The following is a 24,606-nucleotide window of genomic DNA, read 5'->3' as shown; positions in this document are numbered from 1 at the left end:
TCCATTGTTACAATAGATACTCTAAGCAGCACACCAACTATTTATTTTATGAGTTTTAAACTTTGGTAGAAGTCTTGAACTCCTTGTATTTACATAACTATTTGCCTCTATCACTATTATGACACGAAACCCACAAGCAAAGTCCGCCATCTTTTCGCCGATTTGTGGCTTTATCATCATAGCCATAAAGTCTGTTACTGCCCTTGGTGTGTAGAACTCTCCAGATGAGCCAGCACTTTGGAGCTCTTTTAGGATTGATTCGTAGATATCGCCAAAGGCGTGGCTTTCTTCGTAATCGGAAAAGTCTATCTCGTCAATTATATTTATGACTTGACGGAGGAGGACTCCATCTTTCATGTAGTTGTTGGCATCTTCGAAGGTCGTTTTTACTATTGCCTTGTTGATTGGCGTGTTTTTATCTACTGGAAGATTTTTGAGTGTTGGAAATAGTCCATTATTTACAAAGTCTAGGAGGCCGTCCCCTGTTAGGGCAGAACCTGATTTATCATCATGGGCCCAATTGCTCCACCTATACTTTCTTGGGATGATGGATTCGTAGTTATCCTCGTCTATTTCCCAGTCTTCTTCCTTGCTATCATAAACTTTTAAGAAAAGCATCCAAGCGATTTGCTCGATTCTTTGGGCGTCACCATTTATGCCCGAGTCATTTCTCATTATATCTCTGAGCTTTTTTACAAAGCCACTTAAATTTATCATTTTAACTTACCTCATTATTATATATAGCCTCTTTTAAATTATTGATTGCTTCAATATACATATCCCTACCGCCAAATTCTTTGATTATCCTTGATGGTTTGCCATATTTGATGAAGGGATCAAGTTTTAGGACGTCCATACTAGTAATTTCTTCTATACCTTGGTTCATGTATTTATCTAGGAGGGCTTCTAGGATATCCCTTGCAAGGCCATTGTATTTGCTAAAGAAGTCGTGTTTTTTAACATTTTCTGCCCTTTCTTTTCTAGTTAGAGCCTTCTTATCATAGGCTATGTGTAAGATAAAGTCAAAGTCATCTACATCTTCCATGTCTTGTTCTTTTTTTAATTCTTCTATGTCTATTCCAACTTCTTCTAGCATTTTTCTAACTATGTTTTCTTTGGAATCACGTCGCCAAGTTCGGATAAAGTCATCCAAATTAGCATATTCTCCACGAATGTTTTCTTTGGTGTAATCAATTATGCTTTCACATCTTAGAAGCTTAGAATTTGTATCATAAATAGAAACTGTCTTGTTGATGATTTTTACTTTTAGGCCATTTTTGTCTATTATTGGTACACTTCTATTAATTCCACCACCAGTTGTATAGGTTTCTGGTGGTTCATGAGCTTCTTTATCATTAGGCTTTTTGGGATTGAAGCCATCGTCAATAATAAGGGGCCCGTCCCAGTCTGGATCTGCGAATAATCTTGATACATTTCTAAAATCCATAAGGACAAAGTGGGTTTTACCTTCTTTTTCCCTAAGCCTTGTGCCACGACCTATGATTTGTTTAAACTCTGTCATAGAATTAAGCATGGTATCTAATACTATGAGCTTTACCATTTTTGTATCGACACCAGTAGATAAGAGTTTGGATGTTGTCGCTATTACAGGATATTGGGAAGATATAGATATGAAATAGTCGAGTTTACTCTTGCCATATTCATCAGAACCTGTTATACGAACGCAGTAGTCGGGATTTTCTTTTACTAGATCATTATTTAGATTGACTAGGGCGACTCTCATCCTTTCTGCTGCTTCTTCTGTTGGGGTAAAGACTATGGTCTTTGCCATCCTATCTGTCGCCTTTAGATAGGCTGTAATTTCCTTGGCAACTTGGTAGGTCCTATCTTCTATTACTATATTGTAGTCGTAGTCAGAATTGTTATATATCCTATCTTCTATTTCTTTGCCAGACTTATCCAACTGACCCTTGTATGGACGCCAGCTTTCCCCTATATCTGTCGTGATATTAATTACTTTAAAGGGAGCAAGGAAGCCATCTTCGATTCCTTCACGAAGGGAGTAGCTGTAGATGGGCTCTCCAAAATAGTGGCTGTTTGATACATATTTGGTTTCTTTTGGAGTGGCAGTCATGCCGATTTGGCTTGCCGATTTAAAGTATTCCAAGATTCGTCGCCAGCTGGAATCTTCCTTGGCTGAACCCCTGTGGCACTCATCTACAATAATTAAATCGAAAAAGTCCGGCCTAAATAATTCAGAAAAGTGTTCTTTGCCATCTTCACCGATCAATTGTTGGTATAAAGAAAAATACACTTGGTGGGAAGTTATGGTTGTTGGGTCATCTTTTGAAAAATTCACCTTGTGGATTACTTTCTTTAGGGGTGCAAAATCTCCCGAGATAGTTTGGTCGACCAAGATATTTCTATATGCTAGATACAAGATTTTTTTCTTTTGACCGCTTTGGAGTAGGCGATATACTATCTGAAAGGCTGTATAGGTTTTGCCAGTTCCTGTTGCCATGACAAGGAGGAGGCGGTCTTTTCCCTTTGCTATCTCTTCTAGTATTCTATTAATGGCTATCCTTTGGTAATATCTTGGTGGATATGTATTTTGACTGGAATAGTAGGGTTGATTTATGATTTTTTCTTCTTCTTCGCTCAGACCCCTGCCCTTATTTTTTTCGCTTTTGAAGCGATTTATCAATTCTTCTTCTGATGGAAATTCTTCTAGGCTTAGTTCACGCTCTTTACCTGTCAAAAAGTCATGTTCCATAAAGCCGTCGCCGTTTGAACTATAGGCAAAGGGCAAATCGAGCATCCTTGCGTAGGTCATGGCTTGTTGTAGGCCATGGGATAGTGACTTCTTGTTATCCTTAGCTTCTACTATGGCTATGGGGTTGTTGTTATTTAGGTATAGGACATAGTCCGCCCTCTTGGCTTTTTCTCTGAATTTTAAATTGCCACGAATATTGATTTTTCCGTCTGTTATTTTTCTTTCCATGCTTATCTTATCCTTATTCCATTTGGAAATTATAGACGGAGTAATATAGTGAAGTTTGATATCTTCTTCGCTCATTTGTTTTTTATTTAATATTTTGCTCATCTAATCACCAACCTTAATTTTATCCTTAAAGCATTATTATAATTATTACAAAAAAGCCTATTTCTTTAGCTTATTAGCTATCTATATTATACCAAAAATATTATTATTTTTTCACCATCTTTTTTGCTACTTATCCTTTAGATGCTTTGGGACTTTTGGGCATAGAAGAACCCCTCCATCCCTAAAAGGATTTTGGGGTTCTTGTTAAGATATTGTATTTATTTTAAAATAGATTATATAATTGACCTAGGGCGACTTTGTCTACTGGGTCACATGTTATTTTCTTTCCTTCAATTGTTACTTCGTAAGTTTCTGGGTCCACCTTGATGTTTGGTGTTTCTGAGTTTAGTTTCATGTCTTTTTTGCCGATGTTTCTGCAATTATGAACTGGTAACACCATTCTTTTTAGGTCTAGTTTTTCTTTTATGCCTGCTTCATAGGCTGCTTTTGAAACAAAGGTCATGCAAGAGTTTCCGATTCCTCCGCCAATGGCTGCATACATTCTTCTATATATAACAGGTTGTGGTGTTGGTATGGATGCGTTAGGATCTCCTGATGGTGCCATTATTATTAGACCATTTTTTAGGATTTGTTTTGGACGAACTCCAAAGAATTTTGGCTCCCAAAGGACTAGGTCTGCACGTTTACCGACTTCGATTGAACCAATATATTCAGATACTCCGTGGGCTATGGCTGGATTTATAGTGTATTTGGCTACATATCTTTTGGCTCTATAGTTATCGTTATTATTTCCTTCATCTTCTTTGAGGGCTCCACGTTGGTCTTTCATCTTTGAGGCTGTTTGCCATGTTCTCATGACAACTTCGCCTATCCTACCCATGGCTTGAGAGTCTGAAGACATTATTGAGAATACTCCCATGTCTTGGAGGACATCTTCTGCAGCTATTGTTTCTGGTCTAATCCTTGAATCAGCAAAGGCTACGTCTTCTTCTATGGTTTTGTCGAGATTGTGGCAAACCATAACCATGTCCAAGTGCTCATCAGAAGTGTTTATGGTAAAGGGCATGGTTGGATTTGTTGATGCTGGAAAGACATTGTTAAAGCCTGCTGCAACTATTTGATCTGGTGCATGTCCTCCGCCTGCTCCTTCAGTATGGAAGAAATGTATAGCCCTTCCGCCTATGGCATCTAGGGTATCTTCGATTGTACCGCCTTCGTTAAGGGTGTCGGTGTGGATTGCAACTGCTATATCGCACTCATCGGCAACTTCAAGGCTGGCATTTATAACAGCTCTTGTTGCTCCCCAGTCTTCGTGAATCTTTAGACCACAAGCTCCTGCTTTTATTTGTTCATAAAGGGGCTCTTTGCTTGAGCAGTTACCCTTACCTAAAAGTCCTACATTTACTGGATATCCTTCGACTGATTTTAGCATAGCTTCTAGGTGGTTAGGTCCAGGAGTACAGGTTGTAGCATTTGTTCCATCAGCAGGGCCTGTTCCACCACCGATTAGGGTAGTAGTTCCTCCTGCAAGGGCAGTGTTTGCTTGATCGGCTGATATAAAATGAACGTGAGTGTCAATTGCTCCAGCAGTTACGATTTTATTTTCGCCTGAAATTATTTCAGTGCTTGCCCCTATTACAAGACCGGGATTTACATTATCATTCATATCTGGGTTTCCAGATTTACCTATTCCTGTAATAATACCATCTCTAATGCCTATATCTGCCTTGTAGATGCCAGTATAGTCTAGGATAATTGCATTTGTAATTACTGTATCGCAAGTTCCTGAGGCATAGCTTGCAGTTGAAGATTGATTCATTCCATCTCTTACAGTCTTACCACCACCAAAGATTGATTCATCTCCATAAATTGCATAATCTTTTTCTATTTCTATTATAATATTTGTATCTGCTAGTCTGACTTTATCGCCTGTTGTTGGCCCATACATAGAGCCGTATTTTTCTCTTGAGATTTTAAATGACATCTATTCCTCCCCATCACTATTGATATTAGCATAGCCTTTTTGAATTAGGTTTTTCATGGCTTCATCTTTTTTGATATCATGGGTTATACCATTTGTAAGTCCATTAAAGCCTATAACCCTTCCATTACCGCCGATATCAATTAATCTTACCCTATGGGTTTGACCTGGTTCAAATCTAATGGCATTTCCTGCAGGAATGTCTAGTTTTTTGCCAAAGGCCTTTTTACGATCGAATTTCAAATATCTATTTACTTCAAAAAAATGAAAATGAGAACCGATTTGTACAGCCCTATCGCCAGTATTTGTTACTTCTAGTTCTATAGCTTCGAAATCTTCATTTAAAATCAAATCTTCATCTTTATAAAAAATTTCACCTGGAATCATTTTTGCCTCCTATACGATTGGTTGATGAACTGTTACAAGCTTGGTTCCATCAGGAAATGTGGCTTCAATTTGTACATCCTTAATCATTTCAGGGACCCCTTCCATGACATCATCTCTTGTTAGAATCTTCCTGCCTTCTTGCATCAAATCTGAAACAGTCTTGCCATCACGAGCCATTTCATAAAGCTCGGCACTGATTAGGGCTACTGCTTCAGGATAGTTTAATTTAAGTCCACGTTCTTTACGCTTTCTGGCAACTTCTCCAGCTGTAAATATCATCAAGCGTTCAATATCTTTTGGTACTAAATGCATATCCTTCCCCCTTTTTCAATCAAATAATCTATAATTTCTTTTTCACATTCTATTAGATCCTGGCCCATCTTGCCCAAAATCCTGATTTGAATATCATTTCTAAAACTTAAACTTGCCCCACCTTTTAGGCCTCTTTTTTGGCTATGCTTTTCAATTATATTGCGGATTTCGCCAATGTTATCTTCATTGGAAAAATTTATAGCAACCATGGACAAAAAGTGGTCATAGCCTTCCATAAGTCCAAGTTCATTTATCTCTTGTTCTCTTGGTCTTATGAGGTTTTTTTCGGTGTAGATAAGTTTTTCATCAAGCTTTATATCTAGATTAGTCTTGTAGCTTTTAAATTCAAAGCTTTCTCCCCTGCCAACTCTACCAGCTACAAAAGAGTTAGAAAAGATGAGCCTGGCATCTTTTTCTAAATCGACCTTGATCTCCTCCCTAAAGTCAGAATCCTTGTATAGAATCATGGGTAAAAGTTTAAAGATAAAGTCAGATTTTTCTTCTCCTCGAATTTCGACCCTACGACTTGCGAAAGAATCCTCACTCATCTTGTAGACTTTTTCGTATGATTGAGAAGAAAGCAAGACCTTGCTATTTTTTTTTGCATAAAATCTTTCTTCTTGCTTATCGCCTTCCAGGATACCTGGGCTTGAGCTCATAATCATAGCCTTGGTAAAGTCACCGTATTTGAAGGTGTGCATGACTAAGAATGGTGGAGAATTGTAAATATCTTTTAGGATTGTTGTATCATCCTTGTTTTCAAACTCTAGATATAATCTGCTAGCTCTTGCGTATGTTTTTTTCATTATTTTAAATCTTCTAATAAGACTTGCTTTCTTATCCAGTCATAGACATCATTAAGACCATCGCCATTTTTGATATTAGTAAAGATAAATGGACGATCTCCTCTTTGGGCTAGGGTATCCTTTCTCATAGCCTCAAGGTCAACTCCAACATAAGGAGCTAAATCTTTTTTGTTTATGATTAGAAGGTCTGATCTTAAAATTCCTGGGCCTCCCTTTCTTGGTATGTCCCCACCTGCGGCTACATCTATTACAAAGATGGTAGCATCTGCAAGGTCAGGACTAAAGGTTGCTGATAGGTTGTCTCCACCACTTTCGATAAAGATTATTTCTATATCCTTAAAGTTTCTGACTAAATCCTCACAGGCTTCAAGGTTCATAGAAACATCATCTCTTATGGCTGTATGAGGACATCCGCCAGTTTCTACTCCTCTTATCCTATCTCTTTCAAGAATCCCCTGATCTTTTAGGTAGTTTGCGTCTTCTTGTGTATATATATCATTGGTAACAACAGCAACCTTATAATCTTTTTTGAATTCTTCTACTAGTTTTTCTATCAAATGTGTCTTGCCGCAACCAACAGGGCCTGCGACACCAATTTTTACGTAATCCATAAGCCTCCCTAAGACATATAAAGTCTTGAATATAATACTTCATGTTGCATTGAAGCAACTTCTACACCTGGATATGAAGTAAAATAATACTCCTCATCCAATTTATCTATCTTTGTAACTAAATCTATTATCAAGTCATAGATTTCATATAAGATTTTCTGCCCATCAAACTGGCTGATAGGTACGGTCTTAACCGCTGTAATCACTAGATTCTGTGCCATATTAAAGGCAAAACTCAAAAGAGATGCGGTCAAATCAATATCAAGACTTGCTGTAATTAGAGCATAGGCGACTGCGTGATGGATGATAATGTCATTTTTCTTATGATAATCTAGGTAGTCATAGTATTGTTCTGGCATAGCTATGTCCATCTTATGAACTGTCGATATAAGTCTTGAGCCTAATTTCTCTGAAGCTTCCCTTAACTCTTTTTGGCTTTTTTGAGCCTGTAATCTTATATTTAGATCTAAAAGCTCATCTTTTTTCCCTTCTATAAAATAATTGTAAGCTAGATATACAGCTAAAAGGTCATTATAATAGAAGCTAGTTTTTAAATAGTTTATTAAATATTTTTTTGTATCTTTCGAATCTTTAATCAAATTCTTTAGGATATAATTTTCAAGTCCATAAGAATGAGAATAAGAACCTATAGGAAATTGACTATCATTTAATTGAAGGAGGATGAGCTCTTCTTCATATTTTTTTCTATTCATGGTGATGGTGGTGATGATTGTGGTCGTGATCATGGTCATGGTCGTGACTATGATGATCTACTACTTGACCTTGAGGTAGTATTGCCATCAAGTTGTTTTTTGGCAATAATTTAGCCATGACCTTATCCATCTTTATCCCTTCTACAGTCTTTAGCATATCTTCTAGGGTCTTCTCATATGGTGTTATTAAAGATTCGCCATCTTCTGACCAGTATAATTTTGCATGACGATTGCCAATAATATATGCCAAGTTGACAAAGCTCTTAGCCTCATCCATAGAAAGCTTTAAGCATTCGAGCTCTTCGATATTGATAGCATAGACTACATTATTTTCTCTATAAATTATATCTCCATGCTTTAGACCTCTTTGTCTATCCTCTTCAGAAAGCTTCAGACCCAAGTCAATACCATCATATTCAAATCTTTGAATTTTCTTGTGGGCATGGTCGTAAGGCATATTAAGCCAGTTGATTGTTAAATTTTCTTCATTTATATCAAAAACATTTCCAATAATTTTTTCTATTATCAATTTATTCACCCCTTTTTTTACAAACTTTATAGTACCCCTAAAACAATAAAAAGCAATGACTTTGCATTATTTAAAGTGTGAGTTTTCTTTATTCACCTTTTTTAAATAAGCTAACAGAAATTCCAAGACAAAAACCGCATATGGAATAAATCCATATACGGTTAATTTCTCATAGAATAATTAACAAGAATTATCCCCAAAATAGTTATTATAGCAAAGATGCCCCAGGCCTTCATTATGATTTTATCGAAAAGCTCCATATCACTTACAAAAAAACTAGATAAAAAAGCAAAAACTAAAGGCAGACACATTATTAAAATCATGACTTTGACTTTTTTTAGATATCCTCTTTTAATCAAATCTTGCTTTTTATCTTCCTCCATTAGATTAAAACCAGCTATAATATTGCCCTTGGTCTTATCGACCAAAAACAAAATTATCAAACACAAAATTACTGGTATCAATAAGAAAACTTTAAGCTTAATATCTCCTGGATCTGCTAAATGCATGGCCTTTCTCCTCCTATCTATATTTTAATTAAACTCAAAAACAAATTTCACTTCAAGGCCGGGATTCTTATTTTTTATAGTAAAACTTCCTCCATGAACTTCTGCTATTTGCTTGGAGATAAATATTCCTAAACCATGTTTGGTGATATTTGTTAAGTCCTCTCCATAGACTTTACTTATGATATTTTCAGATATTCCCTCCCCCTCATCTAGGATTCTTATGATTAAATTATTGGCCGATTCAGATATAGCTAAGGTGATTTTCCCATCTGTATAGGCAAGGGAGTTTTTTAGGATATTTTCTAGCATCCTTAAAAATAAATTAGAATCCATCTTGATCCTTGGATTTTGTTTTTCTAGCTTGTTTTCAAATATAATTTGTCTTTTTGGATTTTCATTTAGTTTGTCCACTATAAGTTTTCGGATGAGCTTTATGGGATTTTCTTCCTTGAAAGTTTCCGTATCTATCTTAGTCAAAGACAGGGTTAGATTAAGACCTTCTAGGATATTTGAAATCTTTTGAACTTGGTCTTGGATTTTTCCCCTATCCATATCTTCTATATTTTCCTTGCTAAGCTCCCAGGAGATTTTGGCAAGGGGAGTTCTTACATCATGACTTAGGCCTCTTATCCATTTGTCCTGGCCTTCTTTTAGATCCTTGTACTTTTCATTTGCCTTGTTAATGGATAGAGCCAAATCCTTTAGCTCTCCATCCTCATCTAAGCTTTCATAGTCATCTTCATATAGCTTATCTATCGCTTTTTGCAATGGTAGGATATTTTTTAAGATATTTTTGATGTCAATCCTATAAAATACATAGACAAAGAGTAAAAATAGTATTAAAAAAATGACAATTAACCGTAAATTAAAAATAAGGTCCTGGTAGTTATAATAATTAAAGGGTAACTTATCCAGTGAATTTTTTGGATAGGCAAATACAAGTAGGCCATCTCCTAAAATATAGGTAAAAGCAGGGTAGTCGGCTAAGTAATACCTGGTAAAGCTGGCTACATCTGTAAGGTCGAACTTATCCTTAACTTGCCTTGGTTTATTAAAAGATTCGATTACTTTGCCATTCTTATCTAGCCTAAGCGCCCAAATATCATTTTCTTTTAAAAAGTCCTTGTTTTTTTCGTTTAGGTAGGAGTCGGTTTTATTGTTTTCTACATAGGTATAAAGGTCATTAGGATTTGGATATTTATCTCCCAACTTGTAGTTTAGGTAGAGAAAGACCATTAATAAAAATATTAGAAAAAACAAAAGGGCAAGGATTCTTATTACGATTTTTTTAAATCTTTTTATTATATAATTAAACATCTCAGTCTTCTTTCACAAGTTTATAGCCCAGACCCTTGATGGTTATTAAGATTTTAGGTTCTCTTGGATTGTCTTCTAGTTTTTCACGAATCCTGTAGATGTGAGTGATTAATGTATTTTCATAACCATAGGAATCTTCCCAAATATTTTCCAAAATACGGTCAATTGAGACAATCATATTCATATTATCAGCCAAATAGGATAGGATTTTAAATTGGGTAGCAGTTAGGGGAATCTCTTCACCATTTTTGATAAGGATACCCTTAGCCTTATCGAAGATCACCTTGCCTAAGGATATTTTCTCCTCGTTTTTTATTTTTTTACTGCGTCTTAAAACTGCATCTATTCTCCAAAGGAGTTCATCTGGAAAAAAGGGCTTTACTAAGTAGTCATCAGCCTTATTTTCAAAACCTTCCTTCCTATCATCAATCCCATCAAGGGCAGAGAGGATTATTACAGCAAGATCAGACGTCTTTCTAACTTCCTTTAGTAAGTCAAAACCACTCCCATCTGGAAGCATTAAGTCTAAAACTATTAGGTCAATTTTAAAGTTCTCTAATTTGAAGTTCGCTTCCTTCAAATTTTTGGCTGTATAAACTTTCTTAAATCCCTTATTTTTTAAAAATTCATATAGATTTTCTAGTAGGCTTTTCTCATCATCTACTACTAGAATAGAAAAATCTCTTCTTATGTCCATCTTATCCCCCTTATCAAGCTTATTATACACCACTTACTTAATAAGTTACCTTTTGTGATGTAAAAGTGAGCTTAGGTAGACTTTATCGTTATCTTAGCCTGGTATCCTATTTTCAGGAGGAATGATTATGAAAAAAATCTTAGAAATAAAAAATTTACAAAAATCCTATAACAAGAAGAAAGTCCTAGATATTGACTATCTAGAAATCGAACAAGGCTCAATCTACGGCCTTATAGGCAAAAATGGAGCAGGAAAGTCTACACTTATGAAACTTATACTTGGTCTTGTAAAAAAAGACGGAGGAGAAATTAGAGTTTTTGGCGAGGAAGTAAGTCCTAAAAACCAAAAAGATCTCAATAAAAATCTCGGTGCCCTAATTGAAAATCCATCTTTTTACGACCACTTAAGTGGCTATGAAAACCTTGAAATAATTTGTAGCCTTAAAGGCATAAATAAGGCAGAAATTTCAAAAACACTTGACCTTGTTGGCCTTCATAATGTGGGCAAGAAAAAGGCTAGGGATTATTCACTTGGGATGAAGCAAAGACTTGGTATTGCCATCGCTCTTATCGGAAATCCTAAACTTTTGATTTTAGACGAACCAATAAATGGTCTTGACCCTCAGGGAATCGAAGAGATGAGAAATTTATTTAAAAATATTGTGAAAAATACTTCTACAAGCATCTTAATTTCTTCCCATATCCTTGATGAAATGGAAAAAATTTCAACCCACATCGGTATCCTCAAAGAAGGAAAATTAACCTACAATGGAAGCTTGGAAGACTATAGGAAACTCCATCCACCATTTATTTCAATCCAAACATCTGACAACAAAAAGGCCATCGCTCTTTTAGACTATGACCAAGCAAGGTTTAAGGGAAAAAAGATTGTTTTAGGCAAGATTTCAAACAAGGAAATATCAGAAATTGTAAATTTCCTATATGGAAAGGTTGATATATACAGGATTGAAGAAGAAAAAGAAAGCCTAGAAAAACTTTTTATCGAAGAAAGCAGGTCTTAATATGGCAAATTTAGAAAGAAAAAAATATAAAAGACTGGGGATAAATTTCTTAATCCTAATAGTATTTTTCGCTCAAATGCTAATGGTAGCAGGGTTCAGCCTTTCAAAATCATTTACGGAGGGAAATTATCCCCTAGCCGACATTTTAGACACCTATTTATTTATTTCCTTATTGATAAATCCAATTTTAATCTCATCTTTGGTTAAAAAAGTGATTGAAATCGAGGAAAAAAACAAGATGTGGCAACTCCAGCTAAGTCTTGGGGAAAAAGTTAATGATATTCTTATTGATAAATTTAAAAACTTATCTTTAAGGCTAGTCCTACTACAAATCATAGAAGCCCTTGTTTTTCTAAGACTTGCCATGAGATCTCTTAATTTTTCTATGACTAGTGATGTTATTTTAAGATTTATTTTAGTAAATATATCTATCCTACTAATAAACCTATTTTTCCTAGGATTATTTATGATTATTGAAATGAAGGTGAAAAGAGTCTATAGCCTATCTTTTATTTCGATAGTAGGTGGACTTACTGGAATAATTACTATGCTTACATCAGAATTTCTATCTTTTGTTAATCCCTTTGCATGGATGGCTAGTTTACTAAATATATCTTATGTCAAAGAAGGCGATAAATTTGTTCAAGTATTAAATCCTATAAATTTCTATACTGGAATAATCGCCCTCATACTCTTAATGTTAACTATAATCTATATAAAAGAGATGAAAACTTACAACTTGTACAAGGACTAGGAGGATGTATGTTAAAATTAGAATTTAAAAAAATAAAAATTATAAATATTTTGCTAGTAAGTCTAATTATCCCCTTGCTAGCCAATGCCTTTGGCCTAATAAACTTTATGGGCAATAGGGAAACTTTAACAAACGAATGGCAAAGTCTGTGGACTCAGGTAAGTTTATTTTACTTCTCCTTTTTCTATATCCCCCTTATAGCTATTATAATAGCAAGTCTTTGGGCACCAGAGCACAAGGCAGGTCTTAAATTTATTAGGCTAAGTCCAAGAAAAAACATTGACTTCATAATAGCTAAGCTAATTGTAGCCTTTATAATAATTAGCCTTTGCCAAATATATTTCTTGGCCCTCTTTTACCTAGGAGGAAAATTTATAGGAGGCTTTTCAAGCATAGACTTTACAATATATTTTTATTATATAGGTCTAAGCATCCTCCTATCCCTTCCTATAATTGCAATCTTCGAAGCCCTTGCTATAAGGCTTAAATCCTTTGGAATCATAGTTCTCCTATCAAGTATATTTACGATAATAGGATTTGCTTCAGCCTATCAGTCCCTAAAAATAATAGGCCTTAGCTTTCTTGCAATAGAAGCTAACAACTTCCGATTCATAAGCCCACAAAACCTACTAGAACTAATAGTCTTCGCCCTAGGAGAAGTCCTAATCTTCCTCTACCTAGCAAATAAGTTTTTGAAGTACGAAAGTAAGTAAAAACAAAGGGGCAAAAGAGAATTAATAATAATCTCCTAGGCCCCTTGTTTTATTGATTTTTATTATTTAATCAAAACTTTCCCAAGCTATAATAATCTCATAAAACCGCAACATCCTATTTCTGAAAGTTCTCTAAAGCCTTGCGATTTATAAAAGGCTATGGTTTTAGGGTCGATGTCTGTTGCAAGTTCTATCTGTCTAACTTCAGGATACAAACTAAGCATAGCTTGAATTAGAGCCGTCCCTATACCCTTTTTTTGTTGTTCGGCTAAGACTAAAAGATCTTGTATGAAAACAATTGTAAATCCGTCACCAACTGCTCGTATTAGTCCTAATAGTTTCTCATCTTCATATGCTGCTAAGACCTTCAAGGAATTTTTAAAGCCCTGCTCTAAAGCATCCATATTCTCTGTATAAGCACTCCATCCAAGCTGTTCATAAAGATTATTTATTTCATCATATTTAAAATCTTTATATTCTTTAATATACACAATAATCACCAACCTTCCTTGTATAGCTAAATATATTAAAAATACGCAATTTTATAAATTTTTACCCAAAATTTCTCTAATCGGTATAACTATCTTTTCAAAAAATCTTTTTTTCTTTTTCTGCAGAAAGGCTTGTATGTCCTAACTATAATCATATCATTTTTATGTCTTTTGATAATTATACTTGCTAAGTTCCTTGACTTTACCAATAACTCAACTCCTAATCTTAGGCTTAATAAATACACCTAACTTTTGTTAGGTGCATGTAAGTAAATCTTTAAGTATAATTTTAAAATTTATGGTAAAAACAAGCTGAGTCTATCAAATCCCGAGCCCCTTGTTTTGTATAGAAGCTATAGGCTGGAGTGTTTTTTAATGTTGTAAAGAAAGCACCACTTATGCCGATTTTTTTTAGTTCTTCTGTGGTGTGAGTATATAGGCTAGTTGCTAGCCCTCTTCTCCTATATTTATCCAAAATGAAAAACTCATTGATATAATAGGTGGTCTCCCTAGCATATTTTCTAATATTTCCGATTATAGCTCCTATTATTTTATCTCCATCAACTATAATATTGCCACAAAAATCAGGATAGGCCAGCAAAGTTACTAGGGATTCGCTAGCTGTTTTTTCTGTCCATGAATCATTCCAAGGTGGCGCATTATAAACTTCTACCATGATATTTGCAAGTTCTCTAATGTCTGAATGAGAAATCTTTCTTATTTTCAAGATATACCCCCTGAAAAGCTTTTTATCCTAGAGTTTCTAGTATTTACATACATACTTATTACACCTCTTTTAAATTATTTCAAAGTCCAATTGCTAAAGAGCTTAAAATAAAGACCTACTTCTATCGCTTGATCGTGCTTTAAAACAATTTTAATCAATTCTTTCGAAAACCATGGTCGCCTGAATCTTGTCTCCTCCAAGAAAACCTTTTGAACCAGAAGATGAAGTAGTAATAGTGTGTAATCTGTATCCTAAAGCTGCTTGTTCATTTATGGCAGCTTGAAGGTTAGTTAGACTTGCCGTTCCAGATCCTGTGCCTAAAAATTTCTCTGTAAGTACAACTTGAAGAACAACGTATTTATCTGCTCTTCCTCCATTAGCCTTTCCTGTTTTATCATCCCATCCCATAAAATCAACCTCCTTTATTTATTTTTCTCATTATAGCATAAATTCATAAGTTAAAAAAGCCTTCTTTTTGTGCAATATCTTCAGTAAATAAATTAAGAAATTTTAACCAAAGCTTTAACTCCATCAACTAAAACAAAAAAGAACCCATCTAAGGCGTAGATTAGCTGAGATACGCTATTAGAAATGCTAATCTTTTTGTCATCTTCAAAGTTTCCTTTATTGCCAAAGCAAATTTATTCCCTTTCATTTTATATCGACTATATACTAGATAGTAATTTTACCAAGATTGATAATCGTTATTATAAAAATAAATTAATAATTCCACATGCACTAATATGCCTACCGGCAAGGTGAGACTTTCCGTGGAGGTTCTTCTAATGATATTGAGACGATTTATTCATTTTGCAACAGCCCCTTGCTAAGTATTGTAATATTTTTTACAAGAAAATTATCAAGACTCTTTTTGGGCAATCATCACCCCAATAGGTGCCAACCCTCCATAGGCCAAATTCATTTCAAGCACTGAAAAGCCGTTTTTTTCAACAAATTCTTTAAATGATTCTTGATTCCATTCTTCATACATCTTAAATCCAAAAATTGACATAATCTTTTTTAAAATATTTCTTTCTTTACCTTCTTTCCATAGAAAAGTAGGAGCAAGCAAAATCCCCTTAGGCTTTAATACCCTATATATTTCTCTCATTGCCCTATCTGCTTTGGGCATAATATGAAGTGCGTTAGCAATTAAGACACAATTAAATTTTTCATTTGCAAAAGATAAGTTCCCTGCATCAGCCACTTCAAAGCTAAGATTATCGCCTCCCCCACGCTTTTTAGCTTCAATAATCATTTGCTCAGAAAAATCTGTCCCAATCCAACTCTTAGTCATATTCGAAAGAGAAAAGGAAAATTGCCCTGAACCACAAGCAAGTTCAAGCACATCCATATCTTTATTCAAATAAGGACTAAGGTATTTACAAACTTCATCATAAAGTCCTTGATCTTTTTTCATAAAAGGTGCATATAGCTTAGCAAATCTATCCCAAAAATTTTTATCGCCTTTATCAGTCACTTGTACCACTCCTATAATATAAGTCATTAAAAAAACTTTTATACATCTAATTCTACGATCCCTGCATCTTTTATTTGAAAATGTGTTTGTTTATTTGTATAAGCTATTCCATTTTCCAAACACAATATTACATTAATTACTCCACCATGAGCAACCAATAAGGCATTTCTCTTTCCGACTTGTTTTTTAAAATCACACCATGAACCCTTAATACGAAAAAAGAATTGTTCTGGACTTTCTCCCCCAGGCCATGTTTCCGTCCAAGCAAGTTTTCTCCAATATTTTCCAGGATATTTTTCAAAAGCTTCTGATTTTTCCATACCAGCTAATAATCCATTATTAACTTCACGAAATTGAGGCAAATATATGATATCCAAAGAAAGTGAATCAGCCACAATCTCAGCAGTTTCTTTTGCTCGCTTCAAATCACTAGAATATATACTAGTAATACCCTTATCTGATAATTTATGCTTTGCCCAATGAAGCTCTAGTCTACCAGTTTCAGTTAAACCATTTCCGCTCCATCCACCAAAGCGATTATCAGGATCAGCACCATGTCTCATTAAATAAATCATTTAAAAATATATCCTCAAATTCTAACTTGCCTTAATTTTAGAGAATTAAAAATTTATTCTCAATTCTCATACTTAGATTCTAATGCCTCTAATGCAAGATCAATAATATCAATATCAAACTCCTTCTTAGAAATTCCCATAGACTTTAGAAACTCTTTATTTTTCCTAAATGATTTCCACAAGAGAGTTTTAGTTTCCTTATCTATATCAATCTTATAAAGCATGTTGGCAAGCGATATAATTAAACCCTTACTATCCTTGTATATGCTAATATCTATATTTTTACTTTTCATAACCATAAAAGAGTCAAAATCCTCTAGCGAAAATTTTGCTTCTAATCCTTTGATTGGATTTATTAAAAGCTGTGTTGATGAATGCATTAAATTGACATAAGCGCCTAGTGAGTACTGCTGTTTTTCTGTCATCAAATCATAGTCAAAACCAAGGGTCTGAATGTTTTCTATCGCCTCATCTAACTTTTCACTCTCATTATCTATTCGTTTTATACGCTCTAAAATTTCTACAATTGCAAGCTGATATGATTTTATATCCCTATGACTTATGGCAGTAAAGAGATTCTCTAATTTCTTTTTATCATTACTATTCTTAAAAAAGAGTAATCCGCTCGCCAAAAACGATACTCCTGCAATAGCCCATCCTACAGGACCAGCCATGCTAAGAAATACTTGACCTGCAGCCATTCCTCCTCCACCTGCAACTATAGCCCCACCTCCAAGCCATGCTAAGGCCGCATTTGTTGCTGCAGCCCCACCTAAAGCAGCGATAGCTGTCCCTGTTGATGCAATGCCAAATGTAGTTGCAACTCCCATAGCCGCTGTTGGCCCCAATGTTACAACAGCAAGGCCAAGGCCTGCACCGGCTGCTCCGACTCCGGTATTTTTAACAAGTGCCTTATTATATTCTTTTTCTATACTTTCAGCTTGTTTTTTCCAAGCAGCTTTTTCCTTCTCCAAGCTTTTATATTCAAATTTCTCATCACTTGGAATATTGCGGATATTATCGATTAAGTCTTGGATTTTTGTTAATGACTCATAAAGTTTCTTTGTATGATTTCCGAGATCTTCAATAGTAATATTAGTAAGATTTATTGTTGCTTGTACCTTATCCTGTGCTTGTTGAAGCTTACTTCTTTTTTTACTTGTTTTCATAATTATTTCCCTCCTTGAAATAAGAGTCAATATCCGCTTTATTTCGCAATATTTGATTCTTTGGAACATTTCTTTTCTCTGCCAAAAGAACAGATTTTTCAAAGGCTTCTATATACATATCACTTTCCTTTAAATCCTGAGTAAACAAAATGATGTCTTTATCATCATATACTTCTGACAGGATTTTTAATCCATCAATATAATCAGAAATAATTATTTTTTCTTGTCTTAAAGAAAAATTCTTCTTTTGTGCATGATATCGTTTTATCCATCTATCAGCCTCACCATATAAAGAAATTGTAAATCTACCTAGGCCCACAATATTTAATCGCATTAAGAATTGATCGATTCTAAAAGTCCCAGTACCTTGAATAAATCCTTGAATAAGTGCATCTCCTGCATCAAGTAAACAAAATGTTCCATGAGCTACGGTAAGCATTCTTTTTACACTAGCATTAGAAAAAGGCTCGCATAAATCCCACATCAAGGCAAAAGACCTATCCCTATTTTGATCATCCATAAAATATCGAACCAAGCGTCTGATAGAGTAAACCATCCTAACCAATAACTCATTAACAATTACTGGTACAGCCTTAGCAGCCTCAAATCTTAAATCATATCCTTGCTTATAAATTGTAAGAGCCAATTCATTGATTGCCTTATCAAACTTTGCGTTTGAAATATTAAGCTTCCTCTTAATAACAATAATATCATTAGTCCAAGTCAATAATGGTGATGGTATGCCCATTCCTCGTCCCTTACTAGTTGAAGAGCCAGACATATCTGAAATCAAATGACCCAGCCAATTTATAAATCCACAAAACAATTTAGCAGTTATATTGCCTCCTTGAAGAACAAAATTATCATCGGCTTCCTGTAAAGAAATTAATTCTCCCTCAGAAACAAAATGAGATGTATTTGCAAACTGATCAAGAATTGAGAAGAATAATCCTAATAAGCTTGGATTATGGCCCAATGATTTAAAATGATGGTTCCTTGGATTAAGGTCAAAAACCTGTCTTGCAGCATCACCCGCGCCTGTCTGGTCATAGGGAATCTTAAACTTCCTCTCTAAATATTTTATTGCTGACGAAAGCGATTCATTATTTTTATAATCCCATCCACATAGCTTAGCAAAATCCATAGTACGATTTTCAAACCATTTGTCCGTAATATTACCTATCGCCGACTCCCCAGCTTTTCCAACAAGAAAAATATCCATAAGTCCACATATTGCCCCACTAGCTGCAGCTAGTATATAGTCTGTTTTATCACATTCTGGTGTAAGTTTTTTAAGTGTATTTTCATTTTCATCAAGCTTTGACACAATCTCAGACATCTCAAATTCCGCATACTTCATTGCCATCTGTATGTTAGAATCAAACTCATATCCATCTTCACTTATGCCAAAATCTAATAATATTGCTATTTCATTATTCTTCTCACTAGAGATTTCCATCTATCTCCTCCGTTTATTCTCTTCTTCTAAATCAAAAAAATTTCATATTTTTGATTTTTAGTACCCTCTTAGACAAAGCTAAACTCTTGGTTGGTTTTAATATATAGAAAAATCTTTTCCTTGCTTACAGCTTTCGTACATATCTTATAGTTTTTATGACATATAACTTGCAAAGTACGATAAGTAAGGCTATGTTGATCATTATTATTTTATCAAGTTAGCACTGATTTTATCAAATGTTTCTTCGCTTAATTTCCAAATACCTGAATATAGCTGTTCAATATAGCTAATGTTTCTATCTTTATATAAAAACGCTATGCTTGGACCTCCTTCTACATTTTTGTGATGTAATTTAACGATAAGATAATCATTAATATTTGTGGGTTGATCGTTAACACTTTCTCTACTGGTATCATCGGTGTTTTTCTTAACATCAGCAATAATGCTAGATATTTCATCTTAACCCTCAATTTTCACACAATCTTCTGAATTGTTTTTCATAATTTCAATTTCTTTTACTTCTTCGGCATTAGGTAGATTTATTTTTTTATCACTAACACCACATGCGGTTAATGACTAAATACTTATTAAAACCACTGCTATTCCAAGATAGTTTTTCATCGTTTTCATCTCAACTTTAGATTTATTATAAAGGCCCTCAGTAGAATTTTACACTTTTTAAATCTATGCAATAGTGTCGCAACCTTTAAAATTAAATTTTTCCAAAAGATACTCCTTGATTTGTGCATAAGTAGCTTTGCTTTCAAATACTGGTCTGTTAAATTCCTCTATAACTTCTCTATTCTCTAAGACCTTTTTTAAAAATCATAAGAATGAACTGGTGATTAATATAGCAATTACAAAAATATATCTTATAATATAAACTCTAAATTTGATAATAAATTATAACTAAGTAAAAAGAATTTATGAAAATATGAAAAATAATATTATACAGAGTATTATGAAATAAAAAGAAGCAGATTAATTCCACTTCTTTTATACTATATTTTTTTCGTTTTTTAACTCCCAAGTAATTATCTATTTATGATTTTCATTTAAGAAAGCATCAATAGTTTTTCTTGATTCACTTCTTGCTTTTTCATTGCCTTCAATTTTTCCACCTGTTGCAACTCTAATTTTTCCTAGATTTAAAATACCATTGCCTGCAAATATATGCCCTGCTCCTTTATAAGAATAAATCTTTGCATTAGAGTTTTGTTCTTTTATTTTATTTGCCATGGAAAGGCTATCCCACATCAAATCATCTTCGCCTGCTATCATTAATATATTTGCCTTAATATTTTTGACTGGTATTAGTTTTTCTTGGCTTGATGAGTCTTTTTCTATTGCGCTTTTATAAGTATCTTTAAAGCTAATAGGACTTTTAATAATAGCAGGACCGATAATATTTTTTAAAAATGAGTTAAATGATGATTTTTTTATATCTATATATGGAAGTTCCTTTCCTTTATAAGTCCATGATGAACCATAATCTTTAAAATCTAGACCAGCAAAATTATAAGATGAAGGCGATATTAAAATCAGATTATTTATTTCAGGATATTTGCTAGCCAAATTAAGTGCATATTCTGCCCCTTTTGACGCTCCCAAAACACTTATCGGTTTATTGTCTTTTATATTTTTATTTATATAATTTATAACATCTTCAAATTGTTCTAAGGGAATTTTTCTCAAAGTCTGTTCTTGATTTTTCATACCAAACATGAATAGAGCAAGGGTTTCATAGCCTTCTTCAGCTAATCTTTTAGCACTTTCAAAATTTGGGCTTCCTTCAGAACCTCCAAAACAAATTACAAGTCCCTTATGTGATTTTTTCTTAGGTACAAATCTAAAGCCTTGCATTCTACCCTCATCTACATAAGTTACATCAACTCCATCAATATCTGTAGGATATAGACTTATATTAGTAACATCCTTATAATATTTTGGAAAATTTAAAGCATTGGTATCTTTATACTTATGGTCATTATATATTCTGCTAATAAAAACTAGAGCTAGTAAAATAATAAGAATTGAAAAGATTCTAAAAAATTTTTTCTTCATATATCCTCCCTTTAAAATAGTATGCTGATTGAACTAGTTTTTTAAAAAATCTATTTTCATCATTATATCCTCACTAGTATTTTATTTCACTAACCAACAGTAATCCTTTTATAAATCACGTCAAAACAACAACAATTAATGTTCCAGACTTATATGTGATTATCTTTTGGTACAATTACTATCGAATGTATTACTTTTAGTTTATCTATTTCACTATTATAAAACCCATTAGCATTAAACACTCGCTTTCTATTAAGTAAAAAAAGGGGCTGTTGCAAAATTATGAATAATCATTGTACCATCATTAGAAGCTTCTCTTAGGAAATTTTACCTCTCCTTGTCTGTGGGCATATTAGTGCCTGCCGGCTGATGGAGGCTATGAGCCCGTCGGCAAGGTGAGACTTTCCACATGGGTGTTATAGACATCTACCATTAACTTTGCTAATTCTTCTAAATCTGATTTTGATATTTTTCTAATTTCCAAATTCGTCTTATCGTGATTTTTTAATCAAATTAATTTTGCTTATTATCATATATCGGTCACATTTTTTAAAAGTCTTTTACTCGTGCTTCATATGGGTAACAAATCAATCATATCTTACAAATTTTATTTTATAATCCAAGTAATACCACTAGCCAAGCTTGAACTATGGATGCTATTGGAATTAGTAACAATGGCATCAAGATGAAATGTTCCTTTATAGCCAGATGTTTCATCCAATTTCCAAATTTGTAGTCATCATGTCCTTCTGTGCCTGGTATGACTATCTTATCCTTGTACTTTCCTTGGAACAAAAGTACATCCAATAGAAGGAAATCTCCAAAGTTTAATATTGTCCACTGAATATAGCTCATCCAAAAAAGTTCTCTAAGCCCTCTTATTCCTGAATGTAAAAGTGAGATCACTCCATATATGAATACGATTCCTGAAATTATAATCTTAAGTATTAAATTTATTCTTTTTTCTTCTTTTGTCATCTTTTCTGGAGCCGAATTTTGTATTCCCTTTGGATATGAATCGAAGAAAAATCTCGGGTTAATCAGTACAAAAGCTGCCACCGCACCGTTAAAGATAGCAGCCATTGCAATTCCATCTAAGATTACTCTTGTTATATCCATAATATCCTCCTCATTTATTTTCCAAAAATAATTTTAGTTTCTTAGCGTATTCTTTGGGATGTTCATGAAGAAATTGTCCGTGGCCCATTCCTTCAAATATTTTTGTTTTCATTTGTGGGAGCTAGTCTCTTAATATTTTTTCACTTTTTTCAGGTAAAGCTTCCTTGCTTCATCGTCAAAACAGTAATGACTTTGAAAACTTACTTAAATTTTCTTAAAGCTTGTAATGATAGATAAACTTGCAGGCATTTTTAATGATATTTTTTGAAATTTGAGAATAGGTCATTTCGATTTCGCTTAGCTTATCCTTTCCCATAAGCTTATCTGATAAAAATTTAGGTAATGGCTTTTTATTTTTGATCCTAGCTGTAGCAATGATAAAAGCATAGGTAAATGGGCTTGCCATCGTAATCATTAGGATCATAATATAAGGTCATATCTCCCAAAAACATCAAGAATGAACACAAAAACCAACTAATATACTATTGTATAAAGTCACGGTTACACCTTCTTACGCTTAAATGATATCAACTATTAGTTTAATTATAGCATATAACATAAATCCTCTTAATTTTAAATTTATAGAGTAATTACCAGTTCTAAAAACTTGTTTTCCAGCCCTATTTTTATATTTCAAATATCTCATCGCTTACTTCATTCAAAAACTCAATATCATGGGAAACTATAAAAATTATTTTATCCTTATTTCTGTTTTTTTTGATTAGCTCAGATATTTTTATCATATTTGAATAATCCATACCACTTGTAGGTTCGTCGAAATATACAAATAAAGAATCCTTACACATAAGAGACGCTATCGCAAGTCTTTGCTTTTGTCCTCCTGATAAACTCATTGGATGCCTTTCAATAAATTCGTTTAGGCCTAATTCTTTCAAAATAATTTTTGCCTTTTCTTCATCAAAATTTTTTACACCTAGACTAAGCTCTTTGAATACTTCATCTGTGAATAATTGATGATTTACGTCTTGCATAACAAGTGAAGAATTTTTGAGTCTTTCTTTTTTAGATAATTTCTCTCCCTTAAAATAAATTTCTTCTTTTGATTTTTTCTCAAGACCAATTAAGCATCTTAATAGCGTTGACTTACCTCGTCCATTTGATCCTATTATGCCATAAATTTTGCCAAGCTTAAAAGAAATTTCTTTTAAACTTAAACTCTCGCCATCAATAAATTTATAGCAAAGATTCTTAATTTGATATTCTCCGCCTTCTTTTAGATAAGGAACTGACAACTTAGTTAGCTTTTTATCCCTTAAAGCTAAGTCATTTAAGTCTTTTGTATCTAACTTTAAAAATTCACTTCTTGTATAAGTTTTTTTAAGTTTACCTTTATCTATCAAAAATACACGATCAACTATATCCATCAGATAATAAATCCTATGCTCAGCTACAATTATGCTTATGCCCTTTTCTTTTAGTATTTTAAGCATCTTTGTCAAAACATCTATGCTTTTAATATCCAAATTCGAAGAAGGTTCATCCATAACTATGATCTTTGTGCCTGCTATATAAGAAGCTGCAATACAAAGTATTTGTTTTTCACCGCCAGATAGGTTAAATATGTTTCTGTTCAAAAGATTTTTTATCGGGAAAATTTCAAGCATATCCTTTAAACGGACATCCATCTCTTCTCTTTTAAGTCCGATATTTTCTAAAAAAAATAATAGCTCCAATGTGGTATTAACATTAAAGAAATAGGTCTTAGGGTTTTGAAAAATAGTTGAGACAAGCATCGAAATTTGATAAAGTTCCAAAGCTTTTATATTTTTACCATCAATAAATATTTCACCCTTGATCTTTGCGTCATCATATCTTACAGCTAAGCCATTGATAGAATTTATTAAAGATGACTTACCCTACAATGTCAAGCAATTGTTACATAAAATTAGACGATATTTCTATCGCCTAATTTATATAAAAAACTTTTATTTTAACTTTTTTATACGTTCACTTTCTGTTAGAATCCTCATTTGTTCAATAGCAATTGCATTTAATTTTTCTATCCTTTCAGTTGCATCCATTCCCTCATTTATAAAAACAGCATTTAAGTTCTCAAGATTTGATAAACACACTAATTGTGATATATCCGCATAATCTCTCATATTTCCTTTTAACTCAGGATTATT

Annotated in this window: 26 protein-coding genes and 2 pseudogenes; 3 read left to right on the top strand and 25 right to left on the bottom strand. The window is 33.5% G+C overall.

The genetic code is table 11. The features are described from left to right. Positions 1–21: 21 nt before the first annotated feature. From HMPREF0077_RS09545 to HMPREF0077_RS09490, 12 genes are all read right to left on the bottom strand, one after another. Positions 22–717 (bottom strand): type I restriction-modification system subunit M N-terminal domain-containing protein, encoded by a 696-nt coding sequence (locus HMPREF0077_RS09545; protein WP_004837809.1) that lies wholly within the window; start codon positions 715–717, stop codon positions 22–24. A 1-nt stretch (position 718) separates the two neighbouring features. Continuing rightward, complete coding sequence (gene hsdR, locus HMPREF0077_RS09540; RefSeq protein WP_004837808.1) at positions 719–3,064, bottom strand: EcoAI/FtnUII family type I restriction enzme subunit R; 2,346 nt, start codon at positions 3,062–3,064, stop codon at positions 719–721. Between the two features lie 223 nt (positions 3,065–3,287). Further along, positions 3,288–5,009 (bottom strand): urease subunit alpha, encoded by a 1,722-nt coding sequence (ureC, locus tag HMPREF0077_RS09535; RefSeq protein ID WP_004837807.1) that lies wholly within the window; start codon positions 5,007–5,009, stop codon positions 3,288–3,290. Continuing rightward, entirely contained in the window at positions 5,010–5,393 is a 384-nt protein-coding gene (gene ureB, locus HMPREF0077_RS09530; RefSeq protein WP_004837806.1) for an urease subunit beta, read from the bottom strand. 9 nt (positions 5,394–5,402) lie between these two features. Continuing rightward, a complete protein-coding gene (gene ureA, locus HMPREF0077_RS09525; protein ID WP_004816472.1) occupies positions 5,403–5,705 on the bottom strand; it encodes an urease subunit gamma in 303 nt (100 codons plus the stop codon). Beyond that, complete coding sequence (locus tag HMPREF0077_RS09520; RefSeq protein WP_004837805.1) at positions 5,696–6,511, bottom strand: urease accessory protein UreD; 816 nt, start codon at positions 6,509–6,511, stop codon at positions 5,696–5,698. The genes ureA and HMPREF0077_RS09520 overlap by 10 nt, the downstream gene beginning before the upstream one ends. After that, the gene (ureG, locus tag HMPREF0077_RS09515) at positions 6,511–7,122 is read right to left on the bottom strand and encodes an urease accessory protein UreG (RefSeq protein WP_004837804.1); all 612 of its coding nucleotides are present in this window, start codon (positions 7,120–7,122) and stop codon (positions 6,511–6,513) included. Before ureG ends, HMPREF0077_RS09520 begins: the two co-directional genes overlap by 1 nt. An 8-nt stretch (positions 7,123–7,130) precedes the next feature. Beyond that, entirely contained in the window at positions 7,131–7,835 is a 705-nt protein-coding gene (locus HMPREF0077_RS09510; protein WP_004837803.1) for an urease accessory protein UreF, read from the bottom strand. Further along, the gene (locus HMPREF0077_RS09505) at positions 7,828–8,373 is read right to left on the bottom strand and encodes an urease accessory protein UreE (protein ID WP_004837802.1); all 546 of its coding nucleotides are present in this window, start codon (positions 8,371–8,373) and stop codon (positions 7,828–7,830) included. Before HMPREF0077_RS09505 ends, HMPREF0077_RS09510 begins: the two co-directional genes overlap by 8 nt. Before the next feature lie 152 nt (positions 8,374–8,525). Continuing rightward, positions 8,526–8,873: a DUF3784 domain-containing protein gene (locus tag HMPREF0077_RS09500; RefSeq protein WP_004837801.1), complete on the bottom strand. Its 348-nt coding sequence runs from the start codon at positions 8,871–8,873 to the stop codon at positions 8,526–8,528. A gap of 24 nt (positions 8,874–8,897) precedes the next feature. Continuing rightward, a complete protein-coding gene (locus HMPREF0077_RS09495) occupies positions 8,898–10,190 on the bottom strand; it encodes a sensor histidine kinase (protein WP_004837800.1) in 1,293 nt (430 codons plus the stop codon). Between the two features lies 1 nt (position 10,191). Further along, a complete protein-coding gene (locus HMPREF0077_RS09490; RefSeq protein ID WP_040349731.1) occupies positions 10,192–10,887 on the bottom strand; it encodes a response regulator transcription factor in 696 nt (231 codons plus the stop codon). A 127-nt stretch (positions 10,888–11,014) separates the two neighbouring features. Here HMPREF0077_RS09490 and HMPREF0077_RS09485 point away from each other — a divergent pair, with 127 nt between their 5' ends. Genes HMPREF0077_RS09485 through HMPREF0077_RS09475 form a run of 3 tightly spaced genes read left to right on the top strand, consistent with a single transcriptional unit; the run spans position 11,015 to position 13,375 of the window. Further along, positions 11,015–11,908 carry an ABC transporter ATP-binding protein gene (locus tag HMPREF0077_RS09485; protein ID WP_040349730.1) on the top strand — a complete coding sequence of 298 codons (894 nt, stop codon included), beginning with the start codon at positions 11,015–11,017 and terminating at the stop codon, positions 11,906–11,908. A 1-nt stretch (position 11,909) separates the two neighbouring features. After that, positions 11,910–12,662: an ABC transporter permease gene (locus tag HMPREF0077_RS09480; protein WP_004837797.1), complete on the top strand. Its 753-nt coding sequence runs from the start codon at positions 11,910–11,912 to the stop codon at positions 12,660–12,662. An 8-nt stretch (positions 12,663–12,670) separates the two neighbouring features. Continuing rightward, positions 12,671–13,375 carry an ABC transporter permease gene (locus HMPREF0077_RS09475; RefSeq protein WP_004837796.1) on the top strand — a complete coding sequence of 235 codons (705 nt, stop codon included), beginning with the start codon at positions 12,671–12,673 and terminating at the stop codon, positions 13,373–13,375. An 86-nt stretch (positions 13,376–13,461) separates the two neighbouring features. Here the strand turns inward: HMPREF0077_RS09475 and HMPREF0077_RS09470 are convergent, their stop codons facing one another. From HMPREF0077_RS09470 to HMPREF0077_RS09415, 13 genes and pseudogenes are all read right to left on the bottom strand, one after another. Then, entirely contained in the window at positions 13,462–13,866 is a 405-nt protein-coding gene (locus tag HMPREF0077_RS09470) for a GNAT family N-acetyltransferase (protein ID WP_040349735.1), read from the bottom strand. A gap of 289 nt (positions 13,867–14,155) precedes the next feature. Next, positions 14,156–14,593, bottom strand: a complete 438-nt coding sequence (locus HMPREF0077_RS09465; protein ID WP_169304258.1) for a GNAT family N-acetyltransferase — start codon at positions 14,591–14,593, stop codon at positions 14,156–14,158. A 150-nt stretch (positions 14,594–14,743) separates the two neighbouring features. Then, complete coding sequence (locus HMPREF0077_RS09460) at positions 14,744–15,001, bottom strand: DUF4177 domain-containing protein (RefSeq protein WP_004837792.1); 258 nt, start codon at positions 14,999–15,001, stop codon at positions 14,744–14,746. A gap of 451 nt (positions 15,002–15,452) precedes the next feature. Beyond that, a complete protein-coding gene (locus tag HMPREF0077_RS09455; protein WP_040349728.1) occupies positions 15,453–16,073 on the bottom strand; it encodes a class I SAM-dependent methyltransferase in 621 nt (206 codons plus the stop codon). 38 nt (positions 16,074–16,111) lie between these two features. After that, on the bottom strand, positions 16,112–16,648 hold the full coding sequence (locus tag HMPREF0077_RS09450; protein WP_004837790.1) for a histidine phosphatase family protein: 537 nt from the start codon (positions 16,646–16,648) through the stop codon (positions 16,112–16,114). Positions 16,649–16,707: 59 nt separating this feature from the next. Further along, positions 16,708–17,817 (bottom strand): hypothetical protein, encoded by a 1,110-nt coding sequence (locus tag HMPREF0077_RS09445; RefSeq protein WP_004837789.1) that lies wholly within the window; start codon positions 17,815–17,817, stop codon positions 16,708–16,710. Further along, positions 17,804–19,276, bottom strand: a complete 1,473-nt coding sequence (locus tag HMPREF0077_RS09440) for a hypothetical protein (protein WP_004837788.1) — start codon at positions 19,274–19,276, stop codon at positions 17,804–17,806. The genes HMPREF0077_RS09445 and HMPREF0077_RS09440 overlap by 14 nt, the downstream gene beginning before the upstream one ends. Before the next feature lie 204 nt (positions 19,277–19,480). After that, on the bottom strand, positions 19,481–19,729 hold the full coding sequence (locus HMPREF0077_RS11045; RefSeq protein WP_338079647.1) for a DUF5301 domain-containing protein: 249 nt from the start codon (positions 19,727–19,729) through the stop codon (positions 19,481–19,483). A gap of 585 nt (positions 19,730–20,314) precedes the next feature. Next, entirely contained in the window at positions 20,315–21,340 is a 1,026-nt protein-coding gene (locus HMPREF0077_RS09435) for an alpha/beta fold hydrolase (RefSeq protein WP_004837787.1), read from the bottom strand. A gap of 612 nt (positions 21,341–21,952) precedes the next feature. After that, positions 21,953–22,459, bottom strand: a complete 507-nt coding sequence (locus HMPREF0077_RS09430) for a hypothetical protein (RefSeq protein WP_004837786.1) — start codon at positions 22,457–22,459, stop codon at positions 21,953–21,955. A 214-nt stretch (positions 22,460–22,673) separates the two neighbouring features. Next, the gene (locus HMPREF0077_RS11040) at positions 22,674–22,883 is read right to left on the bottom strand and encodes a hypothetical protein (RefSeq protein ID WP_004837785.1); all 210 of its coding nucleotides are present in this window, start codon (positions 22,881–22,883) and stop codon (positions 22,674–22,676) included. A 202-nt stretch (positions 22,884–23,085) separates the two neighbouring features. Next, positions 23,086–24,336: pseudogene (locus tag HMPREF0077_RS09420) on the bottom strand (ABC transporter ATP-binding protein); the annotation flags it as partial. 69 nt (positions 24,337–24,405) lie between these two features. Then, a pseudogene (locus tag HMPREF0077_RS09415) lies at positions 24,406–24,606 on the bottom strand (KilA-N domain-containing protein); the annotation flags it as partial.

This window comes from Anaerococcus tetradius ATCC 35098, assembly GCF_000159095.1.
Classification (GTDB): Bacteria; Bacillota; Clostridia; order Tissierellales; family Peptoniphilaceae; genus Anaerococcus; species Anaerococcus tetradius.
Note: the sequence above shows the minus strand (reverse complement) of the source record. Positions and strands in the feature narration are given on the sequence as shown.

Excerpts from the sequence above, each read along its gene's own strand:
- HMPREF0077_RS09545 (WP_004837809.1), bottom strand. The coding sequence starts at position 717 with ATGATAAATTTAAGTGGCTTTGTAAAAAAGCTCAGAGATATAATGAGA.
- hsdR (WP_004837808.1), bottom strand. The coding sequence starts at position 3,064 with ATGAGCAAAATATTAAATAAAAAACAAATGAGCGAAGAAGATATCAAA.
- ureC (WP_004837807.1), bottom strand. The coding sequence starts at position 5,009 with ATGTCATTTAAAATCTCAAGAGAAAAATACGGCTCTATGTATGGGCCA.
- ureB (WP_004837806.1), bottom strand. The coding sequence starts at position 5,393 with ATGATTCCAGGTGAAATTTTTTATAAAGATGAAGATTTGATTTTAAAT.
- ureA (WP_004816472.1), bottom strand. The coding sequence starts at position 5,705 with ATGCATTTAGTACCAAAAGATATTGAACGCTTGATGATATTTACAGCT.
- HMPREF0077_RS09520 (WP_004837805.1), bottom strand. The coding sequence starts at position 6,511 with ATGAAAAAAACATACGCAAGAGCTAGCAGATTATATCTAGAGTTTGAA.
- ureG (WP_004837804.1), bottom strand. The coding sequence starts at position 7,122 with ATGGATTACGTAAAAATTGGTGTCGCAGGCCCTGTTGGTTGCGGCAAG.
- HMPREF0077_RS09510 (WP_004837803.1), bottom strand. The coding sequence starts at position 7,835 with ATGAATAGAAAAAAATATGAAGAAGAGCTCATCCTCCTTCAATTAAAT.
- HMPREF0077_RS09500 (WP_004837801.1), bottom strand. The coding sequence starts at position 8,873 with ATGCATTTAGCAGATCCAGGAGATATTAAGCTTAAAGTTTTCTTATTG.
- HMPREF0077_RS09495 (WP_004837800.1), bottom strand. The coding sequence starts at position 10,190 with ATGTTTAATTATATAATAAAAAGATTTAAAAAAATCGTAATAAGAATC.
- HMPREF0077_RS09490 (WP_040349731.1), bottom strand. The coding sequence starts at position 10,887 with ATGGACATAAGAAGAGATTTTTCTATTCTAGTAGTAGATGATGAGAAA.
- HMPREF0077_RS09485 (WP_040349730.1), top strand. The coding sequence starts at position 11,015 with ATGAAAAAAATCTTAGAAATAAAAAATTTACAAAAATCCTATAACAAG.
- HMPREF0077_RS09480 (WP_004837797.1), top strand. The coding sequence starts at position 11,910 with ATGGCAAATTTAGAAAGAAAAAAATATAAAAGACTGGGGATAAATTTC.
- HMPREF0077_RS09475 (WP_004837796.1), top strand. The coding sequence starts at position 12,671 with ATGTTAAAATTAGAATTTAAAAAAATAAAAATTATAAATATTTTGCTA.
- HMPREF0077_RS09460 (WP_004837792.1), bottom strand. The coding sequence starts at position 15,001 with ATGGGATGGGATGATAAAACAGGAAAGGCTAATGGAGGAAGAGCAGAT.
- HMPREF0077_RS09450 (WP_004837790.1), bottom strand. The coding sequence starts at position 16,648 with ATGATTTATTTAATGAGACATGGTGCTGATCCTGATAATCGCTTTGGT.
- HMPREF0077_RS09445 (WP_004837789.1), bottom strand. The coding sequence starts at position 17,817 with ATGAAAACAAGTAAAAAAAGAAGTAAGCTTCAACAAGCACAGGATAAG.
- HMPREF0077_RS09440 (WP_004837788.1), bottom strand. The coding sequence starts at position 19,276 with ATGGAAATCTCTAGTGAGAAGAATAATGAAATAGCAATATTATTAGAT.
- HMPREF0077_RS09435 (WP_004837787.1), bottom strand. The coding sequence starts at position 21,340 with ATGAAGAAAAAATTTTTTAGAATCTTTTCAATTCTTATTATTTTACTA.
- HMPREF0077_RS09430 (WP_004837786.1), bottom strand. The coding sequence starts at position 22,459 with ATGGATATAACAAGAGTAATCTTAGATGGAATTGCAATGGCTGCTATC.
- HMPREF0077_RS11040 (WP_004837785.1), bottom strand. The coding sequence starts at position 22,883 with ATGATCCTAATGATTACGATGGCAAGCCCATTTACCTATGCTTTTATC.